At 70.4% G+C, this 19,351-nt stretch carries 15 protein-coding genes; 6 read left to right on the plus strand and 9 right to left on the minus strand.

From position 1 onward, the window contains the following. The first annotated feature begins 103 nt into the window (after positions 1-103). From FE256_RS10095 to FE256_RS10105, 3 genes are all read left to right on the plus strand, one after another. Entirely contained in the window at positions 104-1,555 is a 1,452-nt protein-coding gene (locus FE256_RS10095; RefSeq protein WP_138175256.1) for an MFS transporter, read from the plus strand. A gap of 119 nt (positions 1,556-1,674) precedes the next feature. Continuing rightward, on the plus strand, positions 1,675-1,887 hold the full coding sequence (locus tag FE256_RS10100) for an AsnC family protein (RefSeq protein ID WP_138175258.1): 213 nt from the start codon (positions 1,675-1,677) through the stop codon (positions 1,885-1,887). A gap of 24 nt (positions 1,888-1,911) precedes the next feature. Then, the gene (locus FE256_RS10105) at positions 1,912-3,792 is read left to right on the plus strand and encodes an ABC transporter ATP-binding protein (protein ID WP_138175260.1); all 1,881 of its coding nucleotides are present in this window, start codon (positions 1,912-1,914) and stop codon (positions 3,790-3,792) included. A 226-nt stretch (positions 3,793-4,018) separates the two neighbouring features. Here FE256_RS10105 and FE256_RS10110 read toward each other — a convergent pair whose 3' ends face one another. Then, the gene (locus tag FE256_RS10110; RefSeq protein ID WP_138175262.1) at positions 4,019-5,908 is read right to left on the minus strand and encodes a phosphoenolpyruvate carboxykinase (GTP); all 1,890 of its coding nucleotides are present in this window, start codon (positions 5,906-5,908) and stop codon (positions 4,019-4,021) included. Positions 5,909-6,025: 117 nt separating this feature from the next. On the opposite strand from FE256_RS10110, the gene FE256_RS10115 reads away from it, so the two are divergent. Then, a complete protein-coding gene (locus FE256_RS10115) occupies positions 6,026-7,465 on the plus strand; it encodes an XRE family transcriptional regulator (protein WP_138175264.1) in 1,440 nt (479 codons plus the stop codon). Positions 7,466-7,916: 451 nt separating this feature from the next. Here FE256_RS10115 and FE256_RS10120 read toward each other — a convergent pair whose 3' ends face one another. After that, entirely contained in the window at positions 7,917-9,389 is a 1,473-nt protein-coding gene (locus tag FE256_RS10120) for an NAD-dependent succinate-semialdehyde dehydrogenase (protein WP_138175266.1), read from the minus strand. Positions 9,390-9,635: 246 nt separating this feature from the next. Then, positions 9,636-11,489 carry an FAD-dependent monooxygenase gene (locus tag FE256_RS10125; RefSeq protein WP_138175268.1) on the minus strand — a complete coding sequence of 618 codons (1,854 nt, stop codon included), beginning with the start codon at positions 11,487-11,489 and terminating at the stop codon, positions 9,636-9,638. Between the two features lie 97 nt (positions 11,490-11,586). Here FE256_RS10125 and FE256_RS10130 point away from each other — a divergent pair, with 97 nt between their 5' ends. Together FE256_RS10130 and FE256_RS10135 are read left to right on the plus strand one after the other, a co-directional pair. Then, complete coding sequence (locus FE256_RS10130) at positions 11,587-12,291, plus strand: IclR family transcriptional regulator (RefSeq protein WP_138175270.1); 705 nt, start codon at positions 11,587-11,589, stop codon at positions 12,289-12,291. A 196-nt stretch (positions 12,292-12,487) separates the two neighbouring features. Further along, complete coding sequence (locus FE256_RS10135; protein WP_138175272.1) at positions 12,488-14,137, plus strand: thiamine pyrophosphate-binding protein; 1,650 nt, start codon at positions 12,488-12,490, stop codon at positions 14,135-14,137. Between the two features lie 7 nt (positions 14,138-14,144). Here FE256_RS10135 and FE256_RS10140 read toward each other — a convergent pair whose 3' ends face one another. From FE256_RS10140 to FE256_RS10165, 6 genes are all read right to left on the minus strand, one after another. Beyond that, entirely contained in the window at positions 14,145-14,474 is a 330-nt protein-coding gene (locus FE256_RS10140; protein WP_138175274.1) for an EthD family reductase, read from the minus strand. Positions 14,475-14,547: 73 nt separating this feature from the next. Further along, positions 14,548-15,699, minus strand: a complete 1,152-nt coding sequence (dctP, locus tag FE256_RS10145) for a TRAP transporter substrate-binding protein DctP (RefSeq protein WP_138175276.1) — start codon at positions 15,697-15,699, stop codon at positions 14,548-14,550. A gap of 122 nt (positions 15,700-15,821) precedes the next feature. Further along, positions 15,822-17,282 carry a TRAP transporter large permease gene (locus FE256_RS10150; RefSeq protein ID WP_138175278.1) on the minus strand — a complete coding sequence of 487 codons (1,461 nt, stop codon included), beginning with the start codon at positions 17,280-17,282 and terminating at the stop codon, positions 15,822-15,824. A 30-nt stretch (positions 17,283-17,312) separates the two neighbouring features. Then, positions 17,313-17,876 (minus strand): TRAP transporter small permease subunit, encoded by a 564-nt coding sequence (locus tag FE256_RS10155; RefSeq protein ID WP_252370974.1) that lies wholly within the window; start codon positions 17,874-17,876, stop codon positions 17,313-17,315. Then, positions 17,866-18,774: an NAD(P)-dependent oxidoreductase gene (locus tag FE256_RS10160; protein ID WP_138175280.1), complete on the minus strand. Its 909-nt coding sequence runs from the start codon at positions 18,772-18,774 to the stop codon at positions 17,866-17,868. Before FE256_RS10160 ends, FE256_RS10155 begins: the two co-directional genes overlap by 11 nt. Beyond that, the gene (locus FE256_RS10165; RefSeq protein WP_230006758.1) at positions 18,771-19,196 is read right to left on the minus strand and encodes a carboxymuconolactone decarboxylase family protein; all 426 of its coding nucleotides are present in this window, start codon (positions 19,194-19,196) and stop codon (positions 18,771-18,773) included. The genes FE256_RS10160 and FE256_RS10165 overlap by 4 nt, the downstream gene beginning before the upstream one ends. Between the last annotated feature and the right edge of the window lie 155 nt (positions 19,197-19,351).

Consider the following 19,351-nt stretch of genomic DNA (forward strand, 5'->3'; position numbering starts at 1 on the left):
GCCCCCCGCCGCGCGCCCGGATGCGCACACCTCCGCCTCCGATCCCGCGCCACCGTTGCGCCCTCACGACGGACGCGATCGCTCGATCTCTCGTCAGGCAGTCATGATCTCCTCCTCTCCCACCGTCCGCTCGTCGTCGGCCCCGGCCAACCCCCGCTCGCGTGTCATCACCGCGAGCCTCATCGGCACGACGATCGAGTTCTACGACTTCTACGCGTACGCCACCGCGGCGGTGCTCGTCTTCCCCATCCTCTTCTTCCCCACCGGCAACGAGACGACCTCGCTCCTGCTGTCGTTCAGCGTGTTCGGCGCGGCGATGGTCGCGCGTCCGCTCGGCGCCGTCGTCTTCGGCCACTTCGGCGACCGGTTCGGGCGCAAGGCCACGCTCGTGGCATCCCTTCTCACGATGGGGATCGCGACGTTCCTCATCGGCTGCCTCCCGACCTACAACGAGATCGGCGTGTGGGCGGCCGTCCTCCTGCTGATCATGCGTCTCGCGCAGGGCTTCGCGCTCGGCGGCGAATGGTCGGGCGCGGCGCTCGTCGCGACCGAGAACGCCCCGACGGGCAAGCGCGCGTGGTACGGCACGTTCCCGCAGCTCGGCGCTCCGATCGGCTTCATCATCGCCAACGGCATCTTCCTCACCATCAACTTCGCCCTGCCCCACCCCGACGGCACCGCCCAGCGTTCGGAAGAGTTCCTCGCGTGGGGCTGGCGCGTGCCGTTCCTGTTCTCGGCGGTCATGGTCATCGTCGGCCTGTGGGTGCGCCTCAAGCTCGTCGAGAGCGAGTCGTTCGCGAAGGCCGAGAAGAGCGGCGTCATCCGCAAGTTCCCGCTCGGCGAGGTCATCCGCCGCAACTGGGTGCAGCTGATCCTCGGCACGTTCATCATGCTGGCGACGTACGTGCTGTTCTACCTCATGACGAGCTTCACGCTGTCGTACGGCACCAAGCCGACGCTCGAGAGTGCCGCCGCCGCGGCCGAGAAGGCCGGCACCCCGTTCGATCCCGCCGCCTACGTTCCCGGCCTCGGATTCGGGTACACGGACTTCGTCATCATGCAGATCATCGGCGTGGTGTTCTTCGGCGTCTTCACCCTGCTCTCCGGCCCGCTCGCCGACCGTTTCGGTCGCAAGCGTCTGCTGATCGGCGTGACGATCGCGATCATCCTGTTCGGCCTGACCTTCGCGTTCTTCCTGCTGCCGCAGACCGACGCGAACCTCACGCGCGTGTACGTGCAGGCGTTCCTCATCATCGGGTTCCTGCTGATGGGCACGACGTTCGGACCCATGGGCGCGGTGCTGCCCGAGCTGTTCCCGACGAACACGCGCTACACCGGCTCGGCGATCTCGTACAACGTCTCGTCGATCCTCGGCGCCGCCCTCGCCCCGATCGTCGCCGTGGCGCTGTGGGCCGCGGGCGGCGGGAACCCGTGGCTCGTCGGGGCGTACCTGTCCGTGATGGGTGTGCTCACCCTCATCGCGGTGGCCCTCTCCCCCGAGACCAAGGACGTCGACTACGACGACAACCTCGCCGCCGCGGCGACCGCTCCGTGACCCGGACCAGCGGATGATCGGATGCCACGGGGCCTCGGCCTCGTGGCATCCGTCGTTCCCGGGGCGCGGGGCGTCAATTCACGTTGACGAATGCCCGTTCGTCAACGTAAATTGACGACATGAACGACACGACCCGCACCGCCGTCGATGGAACCGGCGACGACGAACCGCTGGCCGAACTCCGCCGCCTCCAGGCGGTGCGGCAGGAGATCGCCCGCGTCGAAGAAGCCCAAGTGCGGCGCGCCCGTCTGCGCGGACACTCCTGGGTCTCGATCGCCAGCGCACTGGGCGTGTCCAAACAGGCCGCCCACAAGAAGTACGGTCGAATCTGATCCCCCTCACAGAACGAGGTGAGCATGTCTGTGTCCTCTCCCGCTCGCGGCCGCCGCGGCCGCCGTGCACCCGAAGGCCCGCGCGCGTCCTTCCGTCAGTTGCTGCCGTTCCTCCTCGAGCACCGCCGCACGCTCATCGTCGTCGCGGTACTGAGCGTGCTGGGCGCGGCTGCGACGCTGGTGCAACCGCTCCTGGTCGGCGAAGTGATCTCTCGCGTGCAGAATTCGGTGCCGCTCGGGCTCCTCGTCTGGATGCTGGTCGGGTTCGTCGTGCTGTCGTCGCTCATCTCGGGCTACCAGCACTACCTGCTCCAGCGCACCGGTACCGCGGTGGTCTACTCCAGCCGCCGGCGGCTGATCTCCCGGATCCTGCGCCTGCCGATCAGCGAGTTCGACGCGCGCCGCACGGGCGACCTCGTATCCCGCGTCGGGACCGACACGACCCTGCTGTACGCCGTGCTCACGCAGGGACTCGCGGATGCCGTCGGCAACGCGCTCATCCTCGTCGGGGCGATCGTGGCGATGGCGTTCATCGACCCGCTGCTGCTCGGGTTGATCGTGCTCGTGCTCGGGGTCTCGATCGCGACCGTGGTGGTGCTGAGCACGCGCATCCGCACGGCCTCGGCTGTGCAGCAGGCCAAGGTCGGCGAGCTCGCCTCGGGTGTCGAGCGGGCGGTCGGCTCGATCCGCACGATCCGCGCGTCGGGGGCGACCGAGCGCGAGGTCGAGACGGTCACCGCCACCGCGACCGCGGCCTACGACGCGGGCGTCCGGATCGCGAAGGTGTCGGCGCTCATCGTGCCCGTCGCGGGGATCGCCCTGCAGGTCTCGCTGCTCGTGGTGCTGGGCGTGGGCGGTTTCCGCGTGGCATCCGGGGCCATCGACGTCGCGGCGCTCGTGACGTTCGTGATCTTCCTGTTCCTGCTGGTGCAGCCGCTCGCCTCGGCGATCGGGGCGATCACGTCCGTGAACCAGGCGCTGGGAGCGCTCGGCCGCATCCAGGAGGTGCTCGACCTCCCGCTCGAGGAGGACGGGGACCGGCCGGGTGCCGTCGAACCGCGGACGGATGCCGCTGCCATCGAGTTCCGCGACGTCCGGTTCCGTTACCCCGACAATGTCGTCCAGGCGCGCGAGGCCGCGGCGAAGGAGGCGCGCTCGGTGCTCGCGCAGGCGCACCTCGACCGCGCCGCCGACGAGACCGTGACGGAAGCCGAGGAGACCGAGCGAGAGGTGCTGCGGGGGGTGTCGTTCACCGTGCCGCGCGGATCCCGAGTCGCGCTGGTCGGCCCCTCCGGCGCCGGCAAGAGCACGGTGCTGTCGCTCGTGGAACGCTTCTACGACCCCACGGGCGGGGCGATCCTCATCGACGGCGTCGACGCGCGCGACCTCCCGCGCGCGGACCTGCGCGCGCGATTCGGCTACGTCGAGCAGGACGCCCCCACCCTGGCCGGCACGATCGCCGACAACCTGCGCCTCGCTTCGCCCGCGGCATCCGATGCCGAATGCGAGCGGGTGCTGCGCGCGGTCAATCTCGGCGATGTGCTCGAGCGCGATCCACTCGGCGTCGACGCCCCGGTCGGCGAGGACGGTGTCATGCTCTCGGGCGGCGAGCGTCAGCGCCTCGCGATCGCGCGAGCGCTGCTGGCCGCTCCCCCGGTGCTGCTGCTGGACGAGTCGACGTCGTCGCTGGACGGCGTCAACGAACAGCGCATGCGCGAGGCGATCGACGCCGTCGCGACCGACCGCACGCTCCTCGTGATCGCGCACCGCCTGTCGACCGTCGTCGACAGCGATCTCATCGTGGTGCTCGAGAACGGCCGCGTCGTCGGCCAGGGCACGCACAGCGAGCTCGTGGCATCCGTCCCCCTCTACCGCGACCTCGCGAAGCACCAGCTGTTGGTGTGAGCGCGGGGCGGGGCGCCGCTGGGCGCGGCGGGGCCCGCTTCCCGCGGGGCGGGTGCCGAGACTGCATTCGCCTGACATCTCCCCCGCAGCGTGCAATGGAGATGTCAGGCCGGTGCAGTCTCGCGGATTCTGCGCCCCCGCCGCGGCCCGCACCGCCGCCCGCCCGCAGACAGGACGACGCCCCTCCCGCGCGCCAAGAGCAGGGAGGGGCGTCGAGTCGGTGGGGCTACGCGCGCTGCAGGCGGTAGCGGAGCGCGGCGAGCTCGGCACGCAGGGCGGCCGGAAGGTGGCTCCCGAAGGTGTCGAAGAACTCCTCGGTCAGGTCGGCCTCGGCCAGCCACGACGCCGTGTCGATGGCGAACAGCTCCTCGAGGTCGGCGGCCGGCAGGTCCAGGCCCGACAGGTCGAGGTCCTGCGTCCGGGGCAGGCGGCCGATGGGGGTGTCGACGGCATCGACCTGGCCGTCCACCCGGCGGATGATCCAGTCGATCACGCGCGCGTTGTCGCCGAACCCGGGCCAGAGGAAGCGGCCGTCGTCGCCCTTGCGGAACCAGTTGACCTGGAAGATCCGCGGTGCGCGGTCGAAGCGGAGCTTCTCGCCGACCTTCAGCCAATGGGCGAAGTAGTCGCCCATGTTGTACCCGCAGAACGGGAGCATCGCGAAGGGGTCACGGCGCAGCTCACCGACGGTGCCCTCCTGCGCCGCGGTCTTCTCACTCGACACCGTCGAGCCGAGGAAGACGCCGTGCGACCAGTCCGTGGCCTCGAGAACCAGCGGCACGTTCGTGGCGCGACGCCCGCCGAACAGGATGACGTCCAGCGGCACGCCCTCGGGAGTCTCCCAGTCCTGCGCGATCTGAGGGCACTGCGCGGCGGCCACGGTGAAGCGCGAGTTGGGGTGCGCGGCCGGCCGGCCCGAGGCGGGGGTCCAGTCGTTGCCCTCCCAGTCGACGAGCTGCGGGGGCGCCTCGTCCGTGAGCCCCTCCCACCACACGTCTCCGTCCGGGCGGAGCGCGACGTTGGTGAAGATCGTGTTGCCCCACAGCGTCTCGACCGCGGTGACGTTGGTCGACTCACCGGTTCCGGGGGCGACACCGAAGAAGCCGGCTTCGGGGTTGATCGCCCACAAGCGCCCGTCCTCACCGGGACGGATCCACGTGATGTCGTCGCCGAGGGTCTCGACACGCCACCCGGGAATGCTCGGGCGCAGCATCGCGAGGTTCGTCTTGCCGCAGGCCGACGGGAACGCCGCCGCCACGTGGTACGCCTTGCCCTTCGGGTCGATGACGCGGATGAGCAGCATGTGCTCGGCGAGCCAGCCCTCGTCGCGGCCGATGACCGAGGCGATGCGCAGGGCGAAGCACTTCTTGGCCAGGATCGCGTTGCCGCCGTACCCCGAGCCGTACGACCACACCTCGAGCGTGTCGGGGAAGTGCACGATGTACTTCTCGTCGTTGCACGGCCAGGCGACATCCGCCTGCCCCGGGGCCAGCGGCGCACCGACCGAGTGCACGGTCTTCACCCACGGAGCACCCGCGGCGATCTGCTCGAGCACCGCCGTACCCACCCGGGTCATGATGCCGATGGATGCCACGGCGTAGGCGCTGTCGGTGATCTGGACGCCGATGTGGCTGAGCGGTCCGCCGACGGTGCCCATCGAGAAGGGCACGACGTACATCGTGCGCCCGCGCATGGACCCGGCGAAGACGCCCTCGAGCGTCTCGCGGATCTCGGCCGGAGCGATCCAGTTGTTGGTGGGGCCGGCATCCTCTTCGCGCTTGGACGCGATGTAGGTGCGCGACTCAAGCCGGGCGACGTCGCTCGGGTGCGAGCGCGCCAGGTACGAGCCGGGTCGCCACTCGGGGTTGAGCTTGATGAGCTTGCCCTCGTCGACCATCTCGCGCAGCAGTGCGTCGTTCTCGGCCGCCGACCCGTCGACCCAGTGGATGCGATCGGGCTGCGTGAGGGCGGCGACCTGGTCGACCCAGGCGACGAGTGCGGCCAGGCCCGGGCCCTCGATCGACGGACGGATGCCGTGGCCGGCGGGGGTCGGGCGAACCGAGGCCGCGGCGGAGCGATCGGCGGAGCGGCCCGGGAAAATGTCGGCGAGTGCCATGTCGATCTCCTCGATTGAGAGCGAATTCGGTGGTCTTCCTCCACTGTGCGGCTTGTCGCTGCGACTTTCATCTCCATCGCGGCACAAGAATCGATGATCTTTCGCTATCGTCAAGGAATGGCCTCGTCACTCGAACTGACCACGCTCGGGCATCGCATCCGTCATCATCGCCTGGCCCGCGGCTACACGCTCGACGAGCTCGGAGCCCTGGTCGGTGTCGCCGGCAGCCAACTGAGTCTCATCGAGAACGGTAAGCGCGAGCCCAAGCTGTCCCTGCTGCAGGAGATCGCGCGGGCGACCGAGACAGAGGTCACCGAGCTTCTGTCGACCGAGCCGCCCAATCGCCGTGCGGCGCTGGAGATCGAGCTCGAGCGGGCGCAGTCCAGCCCGTTCTTCCGCCAGCTCGGCATCGCGCCGATCAAGGTGACCAAGGGGACGAGCGACGAAACGATCGAGGCGGTCCTGGGGCTGCATCGGGAGCTGCAGCGTCGCGAGCGCGAGACGATCGCGAGCCCCGAGGAAGCGCGCCGCGCCAACACCGAGCTGCGCGTGCGCATGCGCGGGATCGACAACCACCTCCCCGAGATCGAGAGGCTCGCCGAGAAGCAGCTCAAGGCCGCGGGCCACGGCACTGGGGCGCTGACGCACCGCACGGTGAGCATCATGGCCGAGCAGCTGGGCTTCGAACTCATCTACGTCGCGGACCTCCCCCACTCGGCGCGCTCGGTGACCGACCTCGAGAACGGACGCATCTACCTGCCCCCGGCATCCATCCCCGGCGGACACGGCCTGCGGTCGATGGCGCTGCAAGCGATGGCGCACCGTCTGCTCGGGCATCGCCCGCCCACCGACTACGCCGACTTCCTGCAGCAGCGCCTCGAGATCAACTACTACGCCGCGTGCTGCCTCATGCCCGAGACGAGCTCGGTCGCGTTCCTCGCTCAAGCCAAGAAGGACCGCAACCTCGCGGTAGAGGACTTCCGCGACGCGTTCGGCGTGACGCACGAGGCCGCCGCGATGCGCATGACCAACCTCATGACGACGCATCTCGGCATCCGGCTGCACTTCCTGCGCGTCGACGGCGACGGTGCGATCGCCCGCGTGTACGAGAACGACGACCTGCCGCTGCCGACCGACGTCACCGGCTCGGTCGAGGGCCAGATCGTGTGCAAGAAGTTCTCGGCGCGCGCGGCCTTCACCGAGCACAACCGCACGACCGAGCACTACCAGTACACCGACACCCCGGCCGGGACGTTCTGGTGCTCCACGCAGACCGGCACCACGTCCGACGGCGACTTCTCGATCACCGTGGGCGTTCCCTTCGACGACGCTCGGTGGTTCCGCGGCCGCGAGACCTCGACGCGCGGGGTGTCCCGCTGCCCCGACGAATCCTGCTGCCGACGCCCCGACTCCGAGGCGGCGGTGCGGTGGCAGGGAAAGGCGTGGCCGAGCGCCCGGGTCCACCGCCACATGTTCTCGCCGCTCCCCCGCGGCATGTTCCCGGGCGTCGACGACGCCGAGGTCTTCGCGTTCCTCGACCGCCACGCGGGCGACTGACCCCGGTCTCGCGCGGCACAACTCCTGCAGGATGCGGAGAATCCTGGCATCCCGGCCGCCCGCGGCGAGGCGACGCAGGAGTTGTGCGGATGGCATCCCGGGCCGCGCGGCGTGACGCAGGAGTTGTGCGCGTGGCATCCCGGGGCCGCCCAGCCCGACGCGGTCACCGCCGCGGGCAGACACAACTCCGGCACCGCAGCCCGTCAGCACCGAGAAAGGCCGCCGATCGACCCGGCTGCAGGAGTTGTGCGCGGCGGATGCCACGACCCGACACTCCGAGGAGCGCGGGGCCCGCGGCGCGGGGCCGCCCGCACAACTCCTGCAGAACACCGGGCTCCCCTCGCCGGGCGCCCGGCAGGGGCGGAAACGCAGGAGTTGTGCGCGGCGGGAAACGCCGGATGCCACGGCCCCGACGCTCCGAGGAGCGCGGGGTCGTGGCATCCGGGGGTGGTCAGGCGTAGGGGTTCGCCGTGAGGGTGTACTTCGTCTGCAGGTACTCGTGGATGCCCTCGTCGCCGCCCTCGCGGCCGAGGCCCGACTGCTTCCAGCCGCCGAACGGGGCGGCAGCGTTGGAGACCACACCGACGTTGAGGCCCATCATCCCGGTCTCGAGGCGCTCGATCATGCGCTGACCGCGCGCGAGCGACTCGGTGAAGACGTACGAGACCAGGCCGTACTCGGTGTCGTTGGCGATGCGCACCGCGTCGTCCTCGGTGTCGAAGGGGACGATCGCGAGCACGGGTCCGAAGATCTCCTCGCGGAGGATGTCGCTGCCCGGCTGGACGTCCGAGACGACGGTGGGCTCAAAGAAGGTGCCGGGGCCGTCGACGGGCGAGCCGCCCGTGGTGACCGTGGCGCCGCGCTCGACGGCGTCGCCGACGAGGGTCTTGGCCTTGTCGACCGCGCGGTCGTCGATGAGGGGTCCGATCTGCACGCCCTCCTCGGTGCCGCGGCCGATCTTCATCGCCTGCACGCGCTCGGTGACGCGACGGGTGAACTCCTCGACGACCGACCGCTGCACGATGAAGCGGTTGGCCGCGGTGCACGCCTGACCGATGTTGCGGAACTTCGCCAGCATGGCCCCTTCGACGGCCTTGTCGAGGTCGGCATCCTCGAAGACGACGAACGGGGCGTTGCCACCGAGCTCCATCGAGGTGCGGAGAACTCCCGAAGCGGCCTGCTGCAGCAACTTCACCCCGACCGGGGTCGAGCCCGTGAAGGACAGCTTGCGCAGGCGCGGGTCGGAGATGATGCGCTCCGACACGGGCCCGGTGTTCGTCGTGGTGACGACGTTGACGACGCCCGCCGGCACGCCCGCGTCCTGCAGGATCTGCGCGAAGAACAGGGTCGTGAGCGGCGTCAGGGTCGCGGGCTTGATCACCACGGTGCAGCCCGCGGCGAGCGCCGGAGCGATCTTGCGCGTCGCCATGGCGAGCGGGAAGTTCCACGGGGTGATGAGGTAGCAGGGGCCGACGGGGTGCTGCGTGACGATCATGCGTCCGGTGCCCTCGGGGTTCGCGCCGTAGCGGCCCTGGGTGTGGGCGGTGACCTCGCTGAACCACCGCAGGAACTCGCCGCCGTAGCCGACCTCGCCGCGCGCCTCGGCGAGGGGCTTGCCCATCTCGAGGGTCATCAGCAGCGCGACGTCCTCCTTGCGCTCCTGCAGCAGGTCGAACGCGCGACGGAGGATCTCGGCCCGCTCCCGCGCCGGCGTCGCCGCCCACGACGGGAACGCGTCGGCCGCGGCATCCATCGCCGCGACGCCGTCGTCGACGGTCGCGTCGGCGATCTCGTGGATGACGTCACCCGTCGAGGGGTCCTTGACGGAGACGGTCGTGCCGCCCGTGGCGGCGCGCCACTCCCCGTTGATCAGCAGGCCGGTGGGTACGGATGCCAGCAGCTCGCTCTCGCGCGAATCGGTCATGAATCCTCCTGGATCGATGCGGGGTGTCCCCGCCCATTCTTCTCAGCACACCGGCGCGCGCCGATATACGTTGCGTACAAGGGGTTCGGCATGATCGCCGTCACGGCCAGCGCGCCTCGGCCGCGGCGACGCGACCCTGTCGCCGATAAACGCCGCCGCGAGTGAGACACGCCGCGCCCCGCCGTGTCTCGCTCGGCAGAGCGTTTATCGCGGACGGCGCGGACATCCCGGGGCCCCGACGACGGCTCAGCGCGCGGTCGCACCCGCCGGGGCAGCCATCGCGCCGGCGAGGAAGCGCTCCAGACCGGCGGGATCGGTCAGCGGCAGCACGTGCGCGACGTACTGGTCGGGGCGCACCACCACGACGGCTCCGTCGGCGGCGATTCCGCGCTCGGCGAAGATGTCGGCGGTCGTCCACGCCGAGGGCGAAGCCGCGAACACCTTCTCGAGATCGGTGAGCCCGAGCGGCCCCGATCGCGGGCGGAAGAGCTCGGGCACGTCGACGACGTCCTCCCAGCGACCGGGGAACACCGCCTTCGCGTCGAACACGGCGTCGAGATCCGCACCGGCCGGAGTGAACCGCTCGACGATCGCCCGCGCGGCCTCGGCCCACGCGCGCAGCGCCGTGCCGTCGGCGTCCGCGAAGGCGTAGAGACGCCAACGCCCGTCGGCACGGGCGTGGTGCCCCAGGTGAACGGGGTTGCCGTCGCACACGCGGACGACCTCGACGCTGTGGAATCGCTTGCCGACGGGGAACCCGGATGCCAGCTCCTGCGCCGCGTCCGCCCCGACGATCGGGGACGGACCGTACTGCGTCATGAAACCGGAGGGGAACTCGGCGGTGGCGAGATAGTACGTCGACAGTTCGTCGGGGTCGGTGATCTCGCCGGGCTTGCGCGCCATGAGCGAGGACCACTCGCGGTCGAAGTCGATGAGCTGCTGCGCGACCGGCTGACGCTCGGAGGAGTAGGTCCGCAGCAGGTCGGCCGGCGCGAGGCCGGTGAGCACGTGGCCGAGCTTCCAGCCGAGGTTGAAGCCGTCCTGCATCGAGACGTTCATGCCCTGCCCGGCCTTCGCGCTGTGCGTGTGGCAGGCGTCGCCGGTGAGGAAGACCCGGGGGTTCTCCTCGTCGTCGTCGAAGCGGTCGGTCACCCGGTGACCCACCTCGTAGACGCTGTGCCAGGCGACCTGCTTCACATCGATCGCGTAGGGGTGCAGGATCTCGTTCGCCCGGCGGATGATGTCCTCGATCGGGGTCTGCCGCACCCGGTGGTCGTCGTCCGCGGCGACCTCTCCGAGATCGATGTACATGCGGCTGAGGTAACCGCCCTCGCGCGGGATGTGCAGGATGTTGCCGGCGGCGGCGGTGATCGCGCACTTGATCCGCCAATCGGGGAAGTCGGTCTCGACGAGCACGTCCATGACACCCCACGCGTGCTGCGATGCCGCGCCGACGTGCGTGCGCCCGATCGCCTGCCGCACGCCGCTGCGAGCGCCGTCGCACCCGGCGACGTACTTGGCACGGACGATGCGCTCGCCCGCGGCATCCCGCACCCGCACCTCGGCGGGGTATTCCCCCTCGTGGCGCACGGTGAGGTCGACGAACTCGACGCCGTAGTCGGGCACGATCCGCGCGGGGCCGTTCGCGGCCGCCTCGGCGAAGTAGTCCAGCACCCGCGCCTGGTTGACGATGAGGTGCGGGAACTCGCTGATCTTGAGCGCGTAGTCCTCGGTGCGGGTGGTGCGGACGATGCGCTCGGGCGCCTCGGGGTCGGGGGCCCAGAAGTTCATCCAGCCGATGTTGTAGGCCTCGGCGGTGATACGGTCGGCGAACCCGAAGGCCTGGAACGTCTCGACGCTACGGGGTTGGATGCCATCGGCCTGGCCGAGCACGAGGCGCCCCGCGCGCTTCTCGATGAGGCGCGTCGTCACCTGCGGGAACTGGGACATCTGTGCGGCCAGCAGCATTCCGGCCGGGCCGGAGCCGACGATGAGGACGTCGACCTCGTCGGGGAGGTCGACGGGGCGGTCGACACCGGTCCCCGCGGCGGGCTGCACGCGCGGATCGCCCGAGACGTACCCGTGGTGATGGAACTGCATCGTTTCTCCTGACGTCGATGTCGGGTTGCACCGCGGCGACGCGGTGTTCTATATTCGAACGCAACGTTCTTCTATCGAACGAGAGGCTAGCTGCTCCATGCCCGCACGGCAAGATGCCGCCCCTGCCTCGCAGACCCTGAGCCGTGGCATCCGGCTGCTCGAAGAACTCGCCGCCGCCCGCGCGGCGCTGTCGATCGACGACCTGGCGGGGCGGGTGGGCCTGCATCGCTCCGTCGCCTACCGCTTGCTGCGCACGCTCGAAGACCACGGCCTGGCCTCGCGGGATGCCACGGGAGCGGTGCGCTTGGGGACGGGCCTGGCCGCACTGGCCGCGGGGGTCGCCGCCGACCTGCAGTCCGAGGCGCTCCCCGAGCTGACCGCCGCGGCCAACGACCTCGGGATGACGTGCTTCCTGGTCGTCCTCGACCACGACGAGTGCGTGACGCTCGCGAGCGTCGAGCCGCGGCACGCGGTCACCGCCGTCGCGCAGCGCCCGGGCGCACGGCATCCGATCACCCGAGGGGCGCCGGGTCGCGCGGTGCTCGCGCAGCTGCCCCCGCGGCTCTGGCCCGACGACGTGGACGCACGCCTCGCCGCCGAGGTCGCCGAGGCCGTCGAACGCGGCTGGGCGACGAGCCACGACGAGGTCATCCCGTCGCTGCGGGCCGTGGCCGTGCCGCTCGCCGTGCAGGGACGACCACCTGCCGCGGTCGCCGCCGTGCACGTGTCGACGGAGCTGGATGACGCCGCGATCGCCGCGCGACTGGCCTCGGCCGCCGAGGCGATCCGCGCTGCGCTGTGAGGAGCCCCCGGACCCGGCGGGGATAGGCGCAGTCCGCCTCCGCAAGAGACTGCGGAGACGCGGGTGTGGCATACTCATGCCGTCCGGCGCGCGCCACCCCCGCCGGTGCTCGAAAAAGGGGCACACAGCCGCTCGATGACCGAGTGCGCGAGACACATACGGCTTCCGCACCCGTACCGTCTCGAAAGGCTTCGCCATGCCCTCCGTGTCCGCACACGTCGCCCGCACCCTCGCCGCCCACGTCGATCACGTCTTCGGCGTGATGGGAAACGGCAACGCATACTTCATCGATGAGCTGCATCGCACCGGCGCCACGTTCACCGCCCTCCGCCATGAGGCGGGCGGCGTGGTGGCCGCCGACGCCTACCACCGTGCGAGCGGACGCATCGCGGCGGCGACCGCGACATACGGAGCCGGGTTCACGAACACGCTCACCGCGCTGGCCGAGGCGGCGCAGGCCCGCATTCCGCTCGTGCTCGTCGTCGGTGACGAGCCGACCTCGGGCCCGCGCCCGTGGGGCGTCGACCAGATCGCGCTCGGCTCCGCCGTGGGCGTGCGGACCTACACGGTGGGCGACCGGGATGCCGCGGCCACGACCGCGATCGCTCTCGAGCACGCCCTCACCTACCGCCGTCCGGCGATCCTCGCCATCCCCTACGACGTCGCGGCCCGCGAGGCGGGCGAGGTTCCCTCCCCGACCCCGCTGACGCCGACCGCCCCGGCGGCACCCGCCATCCCCTTCACCACGGCGGCGCTCGACCGTGTCGCCGACGCGCTCGCCGACGCCGAGCACCCGTTCCTGCTCGCGGGGCGCGGCGCCTGGCTCGCCGACGCCGGGCAGACGCTGGGAGCGCTGGCCGAGGCGACCGGGGCGATCACTGCCTCGACGGCTCTCGGCCGCGGGATCTTCCCCGACCAGCGCTACGACCTCGGCGTCACCGGAGGCTTCGGCGCCGAGCGGGCGATGCGGCTCGTGCGCGAAGCCGACGTCGCGGTCGTGTTCGGCGCCGGCCTGAACCAGTTCACGATGCGCTTCGGCGAGCTGTTCGATCCGCGCACGCGCGTGTTCCAGATCGACACGGCCGCCTCGGCCACGCACCCGCAAGTCGGAGGCTTCGTGCGCGCCGACGCCGCCGAAGCCGCCGCCGCGATCGTGGCGCGCCTCGCCGCGCGGAGCGCGCGGTCATCGGGCTGGCGGGAGAGCGTGGACGTCGCGGCACTGCGCGTTCGCGAAACGGGTGACGGGGTCGCCCCCGACGGCCGCCTCGACCCCCGCACGGTAGCCGTGCGGGTCGGCGAGCTGCTCCCGGAGGACCGTGTCGTGGTTTCGGACGGCGGTCACTTCCTCGGCTGGTCGAACATGTACTGGCCGGTGGCATCGCCCGACCGCGTGATGATGGTCGGCACGGCGTACCAGTCGATCGGGCTGGGGTTCCCGAGCGTGCCCGGCGCCGCCGCCGCCCGGCCCGAGTCGACGATCGTCCTCACCACCGGGGACGGCGGCGGGCTCATGGCCATCGCCGACCTCGAGTCGGCGGTGCGTGTCGCGCGTGGTCGTGGGCTCGCCGTCGTGTGGAACGACGCTGCGTACGGCGCCGAAGTCAACCTCTACGGACTGAAGGGACTGGCCCGTGAGCCGATGCTGATCCCCGAAGTCGACTTCGCCGCGGTCGCCCGCGGATTCGGTGCCGAAGGGGTGGTCGTGCGCGACATCGCCGACCTCGAGGCGCTCGCCCGCTGGACCGCGCGGGATCCGGACGAGCGCCCCTTCCTGCTGCTCGACCTGCGCATCAGCGGCGACATCATCGCCCCGTACCAACAAGAGATCATCCGGGTGAACTCCTGACCCGCGGTCAGTCGAGCGGCGGCCGGGCAGCCGCGGCTCTCACCGCGACCAGGGGCACTCCCATCACGATCGCGCCACCGCTCGCGTAGTGCGACACGTCGGCCTGCACCGCGAGACCTTCGGGAGAGGCCATCGCGGCGTCGGCGGACTCGGGCGAGGCGAAGGTCGCCTCGAACATCGCGTAATACGGGCCGCCCTGGGCATCGAGGTCGAGCGCATAGCCCATCTCGACGGCTCCCGGCAGTCGCGCGGCCAGGGGAAGGTGGGTCTCGCGGTAGTACCGCGCGAAGTGCGCGCGGTCGGTGGGGGGCGGGTACAGCACCACGATCTTGTGCATCACGGCATCCTCTCGAGAGGCGCTGCCGGGCCCGGGCGAAAAAGTCCCGGACCCGGCAGCGCGCGGGTGAAGGTCAGCGGTCGGCGAACGCCGCCACGCAGTCGCTCGTCGCGTCGTCGTAGTCGGCGTCGGCGTAGGTCTCGAGGCCGGTGATGTACTGCTCCAGCACGCCCTTGGCGTCGTCGAGCCCCTGGCCGGTGGCCAGCTCGATCCACTTCTGGGCACCGGTGTCGCCGACGGACTCTTCCCACGCGCGGGTGGCCGACTCGTCCCACGCCGTCAGGTTCTTGACCGTCGGCGCCTCGAGCATCTCCTGGCACTGACCGGCCGCGGTCTTGTTGAACGCCGCGATCCCCTCACCGCCGTTGAGCTCTTCGACGACGCTGTCGAACTGCTGACGCAGGTCGTCGGGAAGGGCATCGTACGCATCCTTGGACACCCACATGCCGAACGTCGAGTACTGGCCGACACCCGGGTCGCTCCAGTACGGCAGCAACTCCATGATCTTGTAGTTCACGGGGAAGTCGATGGCGCCGCCGATCGAGGAGACGACGCCCCTTTCGACCGCCTCGTAGGTCTCGGGTGCGGTGATCGCGACGATGTTGGCACCGGCGCCGCTGAGCACCTGCTGGATGATCGGGCCCGAGGCGCGCATCTGCAGGCCGGCGAACTGCCCGGCATCCTCGAGCGGTGCTTTGCTGCCGAGCAGGAACCGGCCCACCGGCCACGTGGCGACGTGATGCAGGTTGTTGCCGTCGATCACCGCCATCGCCGGCGCGTAGCTCGTGTGCAGGTCGTAGATCGACTGCATGATCGCCTGCGAGTTCTGGCTGAGGAACGGGATGCTGACCATGCTGGTCGAGGGAAAGTACTGCGGCGTGTAGTCGGGCACCGTGACACCGATCTGCGCGCGACCGTCGCGCACGCAGTCAGCGACCTCGGCGGCCTTGCAGAGAGCCTCGGTGGCGGTGCGCTCGAAGCTGATGCGTCCCTCCGTGACCTCTTCGACACGGTCGAGGAACCAGTCCTGCACCGCAGCGTTCGGCGTTCCGGCCTGCGCGCCGGTGGCGAGGGTGAAGGTCACGCTCTCGCTCCCGGCGTCACCGCCGCCGGTGGAGTTCTGGATGCCGGCGCAACCGGTGATCGCGAGCGCCGTCGCCGCGAGACCCCCGGCGAGTGCGAGAGCCCGCCGCGAGCGGGGGCGGGAGTGCTGTGAGAACATCATCGTCCTTTCTGTCGGTCCGCTCCACCGAGGAGCGGATCGCGGGTGGGTTCAGTCTGGGCGGCGGGCGGCGGCATCCCCATGGCTGCAGCCGCACACTGCCGGGTCATCGGCGCACGTCCGGTTCACCCGGCCGACTGCGCGACGAGGGAGGGGAGCCAGAGCACGATCGCGGGCACGAAGAACAGCACGGCCGAGACGACGACGTCCATCGAGAGCAGAGGCAGGACCCCGCGGAACACGGTCTCGGTCGGCACGCCGGTCGCTCCCGAGACCACGAAACAGGTCATACCGACCGGTGGGGTCACCATTCCGATCGCGGTGAGCTTGACGATCATGAGGCCCAGCCAGATGCCGTCGAAGCCCAGCTCCATCGCGACCGGATAGATGATCGGGATCGTGATGATCAGCACTGAGATCTCATCCAGCGCCGTGCCCAGCGGCAGGAGGAGCAGCAGCAGGAGCCCGATCGTCAGCAGCGGGGGGATCTCGAGACCGGCGATCCAGGTCGTGATCGTGTCGGGAACGTGCGCCGCGATGAGGAAGGTCGAGAAGACGCTCGAGCCGACGAGGATCATGAAGACCATCGACGTCGTCTGCGCAGTGTCGAGCAGCGCGCCCTTGACGTTGCTCCACAGGGCGGCGACGCCCGAGCGGCGGAACTCCCACAGCAGGATCAGCAATGCCACGAACGCGGCGATGGCGGCCGACTCGGTCGAGGTGAACACCCCCGAGAACATCCCCCCGAGGATGATCAGGAAGATCAGGCCGAGGCGGACGAGCCCGCGCCACGGGAGCGTGCGCGCGGTCAGCCCGTAGGACTGACGCACCGCACCGGTGTTCGGTGCGGCGTGCAACGCGGCGTCGATCGAAGCCGAGTGCACGGGCGCCTCCGTCGCGGCGCCGCCGCGCGCGGCGGCCGCCGCTGCGGTGCGCGCCTCGACGACGACGTCTTCGAGCCCGACGTCGCTCCGCACGATCTGGCGATGGCCGAGGATGAGGATGTACGCGATGTAGCCCACCGCCGTCAACAGGCCCGGGACGATGCCCGCCGCCAGCATCTGCGCGACGGACTCTCCCGTCATGATCGCGTACAGCACGAGGAACGTGCTCGGCGGGATGATGACGCCGAGCGTGCCCGCGATGGCGACGATGCCCGTCGCGAGCGCCGCCGGATAGCCGTAGGCGCGCATCTCTCCGACGGAGAGCTTGGACATGGTCGCCGCCGTCCCGATGCTCGATCCCGAGACGGCCGAGAACCCCGCGCACGCCATGACGGTCGCGACGCCCAGTCCCCCGGGGAACCGGCTCACGAAGTGGTTGGCGATCGCGAACACGTGCTCGGCGATCCGTGCGCGCATCGCCAGCATCCCCATCAGGATGAACATCGGGATGATCGTGAGCGAGAAGCTCGCGGTGGCCGAGAACGGCACCGAGCCGAGCACATTCGTCGCGTACGTGGTCCCCTGCAGCACCCCGAGCCCCAGGGCCCCCGACAGAGCGAGCGAGAGAGCCACCGGCATCCGGGCCATCAGCAGCAGGATGAGCAGTGCCACGACCGCGAGCACGATGATCGTCACCAGCATGGATTCACTCCTTGTCTTTCCGGCCGGCGCTCACGCGTCGACCGTGGGCTCGGCGTCTTCGCCGTAGGCCCCACGTCCTCGGATGGTGCGCACGACGTTCGCGATCGCAACGACGAGCCACAGCCCGAGTCCGACCGCGATCACCCAGCGCAGCGGCCAGACCGGCCACTGGACGAGACCGAATCGCGTTTCGTTCAACGCGGTCGCCTGCAGCGCGCGCATCACCGACGCATACGTCATCCACGCCAGCAGGCCCGCGTTCAGGACCCACACCACGACCGACACCGCACGCGCGAGAACCGGCCTGAGGCGGTCGGTGACGATGGACACCGCGACGTGCCCGCCCTGCATCGACGTCCATGCCAGGCCCAGGAACACCGAGGCGACCAGGGCGGACTCGGCGACCTCGATCATTCCCGGCACGCTCGCCCGGGCGAAGAAGCGCACGATGACGTCGATGACCGTGGCCAGCATCAGCACGACGAGAGCGCTCGCCGCGATCACGCCGAGCACGGCGCTCTGGCCCCGCAGATACCGATCGAAGCGCGAAGTCCGCATCGGCGCGGAAGCGGCGACGGTCATCTCAGCGCTCATTCCAGAACTCGTACGCGCGGGTGTGGTCGACGTTGCCGAGGGCGTCGAGCGCATCGCCGAGCGCGCCGGCCACGGCATCGCACACGGGTGCGTCATGCCCCGTCGCCCGCTGCACCTTCTGCGCGATCCGCACGTCTTTCGTCATGAGCGGCAGCGCGAAGCCCGAGGCGAATCGGCCGTCGACGATGTGGTCGGGAAGGACGTGCGTGGTCACGAAGCTCTGCCCGGTCGAGGCGTTGAAGATGTCGACCATCACCGCGGGGTCCAGCCCGAATCGGGCACCCGCCGTCAGCGCCTCCGTCGACGCGGTGTACGCCGCCGCGGCCACGAAGTTGTTCAGCGCCTTCATCGCATGCCCGGTGCCCAGACCACCGGTGCGGAAGATGCGGGCGCTCATCGTGTCCACGACGGGAACGGCCCGCCTTGCGGCATCCTCGTCGTCCGCGCCCATCATGATCGCGAGCGTGCCCGCGATCGCGCGCTCGCGTGCCCCCGACACCGGGGCATCGACGAGGTGCAGGCCCGCCGCAGCCAACAGGCGTCCGGTCTCGACCGTCTCGGTCGGGTCGGACGAACTCATGTCCACGTACACGGTGCCGCGCGGAGACGGGATGCGCGGGGCACCGTCGTCGTCGACCAGCACCGCGCGCACGATCGCGCTCGTGGGCAGCATGAGCACCACGACCTCGCAGGCGGAGAGGTGGGTGATGTCGGCCGCGGCCTCGGCGCCGATGCGGGCAGCCAGCGCTGCCGCGCGCTCGACGTCGACGTCGTGCACGAGCACGCGCTCGAACGCGCCGGACGACGCGATGTTCGTGACCATGGGGTCGCCCATGGTGCCCAGACCGATGAATCCGACGGTGCGCACGCCGGCCACGGGGCTCGTCCCTCCGCTCATGCCGGCACCCCGGCCTTCTCCGCCTCGCCGTCGACGCTGGACGGCAGGCCCTTCTCGGCGAGCACCTCCTCGAGCGCGCGAAGTCCCTCGACGGCGGCGGGGATGCCGCAGTACAGCATCGAGTGCACGATGACCTCGCGCAGTTCGAGCACCGGCACGCCGTTGGCGAGTGCGCCGCGCGTATGGATGCGCAGTTCGTGCGCCTTGCCCTGCGCGATGAGCATCGCGAGGGTCACCTTGCTGCGGTCGGTGAGCGACAGACCGTCGCGTTGCCAGATGTCACCGAAGCAGTACCGGGTGACGAAGTCCTGGATCTTGTCGTTGAGGTCGGTCGTGTTCTCGACCTGTCCCTCCGCCCCCTCGGGCCCGAACATGTCGCGCCGCTGGCGCAGACCGATGTCGTACAGATCGTCGCGGATCACCTGATGCTCCCTCGCATGGATTCGTGCGGGACCGGTGTCCCGTCGGACCAGTGTGTCGGGCCGGATGCCGCGGCCACATGGCCCACGGCGCAAGCGCCATGGCGGTCGGCGCACACCGGCCGGGGTCTCGGGCGCGCAGCCGCGGGCGCGTTTAG

Source organism: Microbacterium sp. 5K110, assembly GCF_005774735.1.
Classification (GTDB): domain Bacteria; phylum Actinomycetota; class Actinomycetes; order Actinomycetales; family Microbacteriaceae; genus Microbacterium.

What these genes read in the sequence shown, in the direction of transcription:
- FE256_RS10095 (WP_138175256.1), top strand. Translation starts at nt 104, where the DNA reads ATGATCTCCTCCTCTCCCACCGTCCGCTCGTCGTCGGCCCCGGCCAAC.
- FE256_RS10100 (WP_138175258.1), top strand. Translation starts at nt 1,675, where the DNA reads ATGAACGACACGACCCGCACCGCCGTCGATGGAACCGGCGACGACGAA.
- FE256_RS10105 (WP_138175260.1), top strand. Translation starts at nt 1,912, where the DNA reads ATGTCTGTGTCCTCTCCCGCTCGCGGCCGCCGCGGCCGCCGTGCACCC.
- FE256_RS10110 (WP_138175262.1), bottom strand. Translation starts at nt 5,908, where the DNA reads ATGGCACTCGCCGACATTTTCCCGGGCCGCTCCGCCGATCGCTCCGCC.
- FE256_RS10115 (WP_138175264.1), top strand. Translation starts at nt 6,026, where the DNA reads ATGGCCTCGTCACTCGAACTGACCACGCTCGGGCATCGCATCCGTCAT.
- FE256_RS10120 (WP_138175266.1), bottom strand. Translation starts at nt 9,389, where the DNA reads ATGACCGATTCGCGCGAGAGCGAGCTGCTGGCATCCGTACCCACCGGC.
- FE256_RS10125 (WP_138175268.1), bottom strand. Translation starts at nt 11,489, where the DNA reads ATGCAGTTCCATCACCACGGGTACGTCTCGGGCGATCCGCGCGTGCAG.
- FE256_RS10130 (WP_138175270.1), top strand. Translation starts at nt 11,587, where the DNA reads ATGCCCGCACGGCAAGATGCCGCCCCTGCCTCGCAGACCCTGAGCCGT.
- FE256_RS10135 (WP_138175272.1), top strand. Translation starts at nt 12,488, where the DNA reads ATGCCCTCCGTGTCCGCACACGTCGCCCGCACCCTCGCCGCCCACGTC.
- FE256_RS10140 (WP_138175274.1), bottom strand. Translation starts at nt 14,474, where the DNA reads ATGCACAAGATCGTGGTGCTGTACCCGCCCCCCACCGACCGCGCGCAC.
- dctP (WP_138175276.1), bottom strand. Translation starts at nt 15,699, where the DNA reads ATGATGTTCTCACAGCACTCCCGCCCCCGCTCGCGGCGGGCTCTCGCA.
- FE256_RS10150 (WP_138175278.1), bottom strand. Translation starts at nt 17,282, where the DNA reads ATGCTGGTGACGATCATCGTGCTCGCGGTCGTGGCACTGCTCATCCTG.
- FE256_RS10155 (WP_252370974.1), bottom strand. Translation starts at nt 17,876, where the DNA reads ATGAGCGCTGAGATGACCGTCGCCGCTTCCGCGCCGATGCGGACTTCG.
- FE256_RS10160 (WP_138175280.1), bottom strand. Translation starts at nt 18,774, where the DNA reads ATGAGCGGAGGGACGAGCCCCGTGGCCGGCGTGCGCACCGTCGGATTC.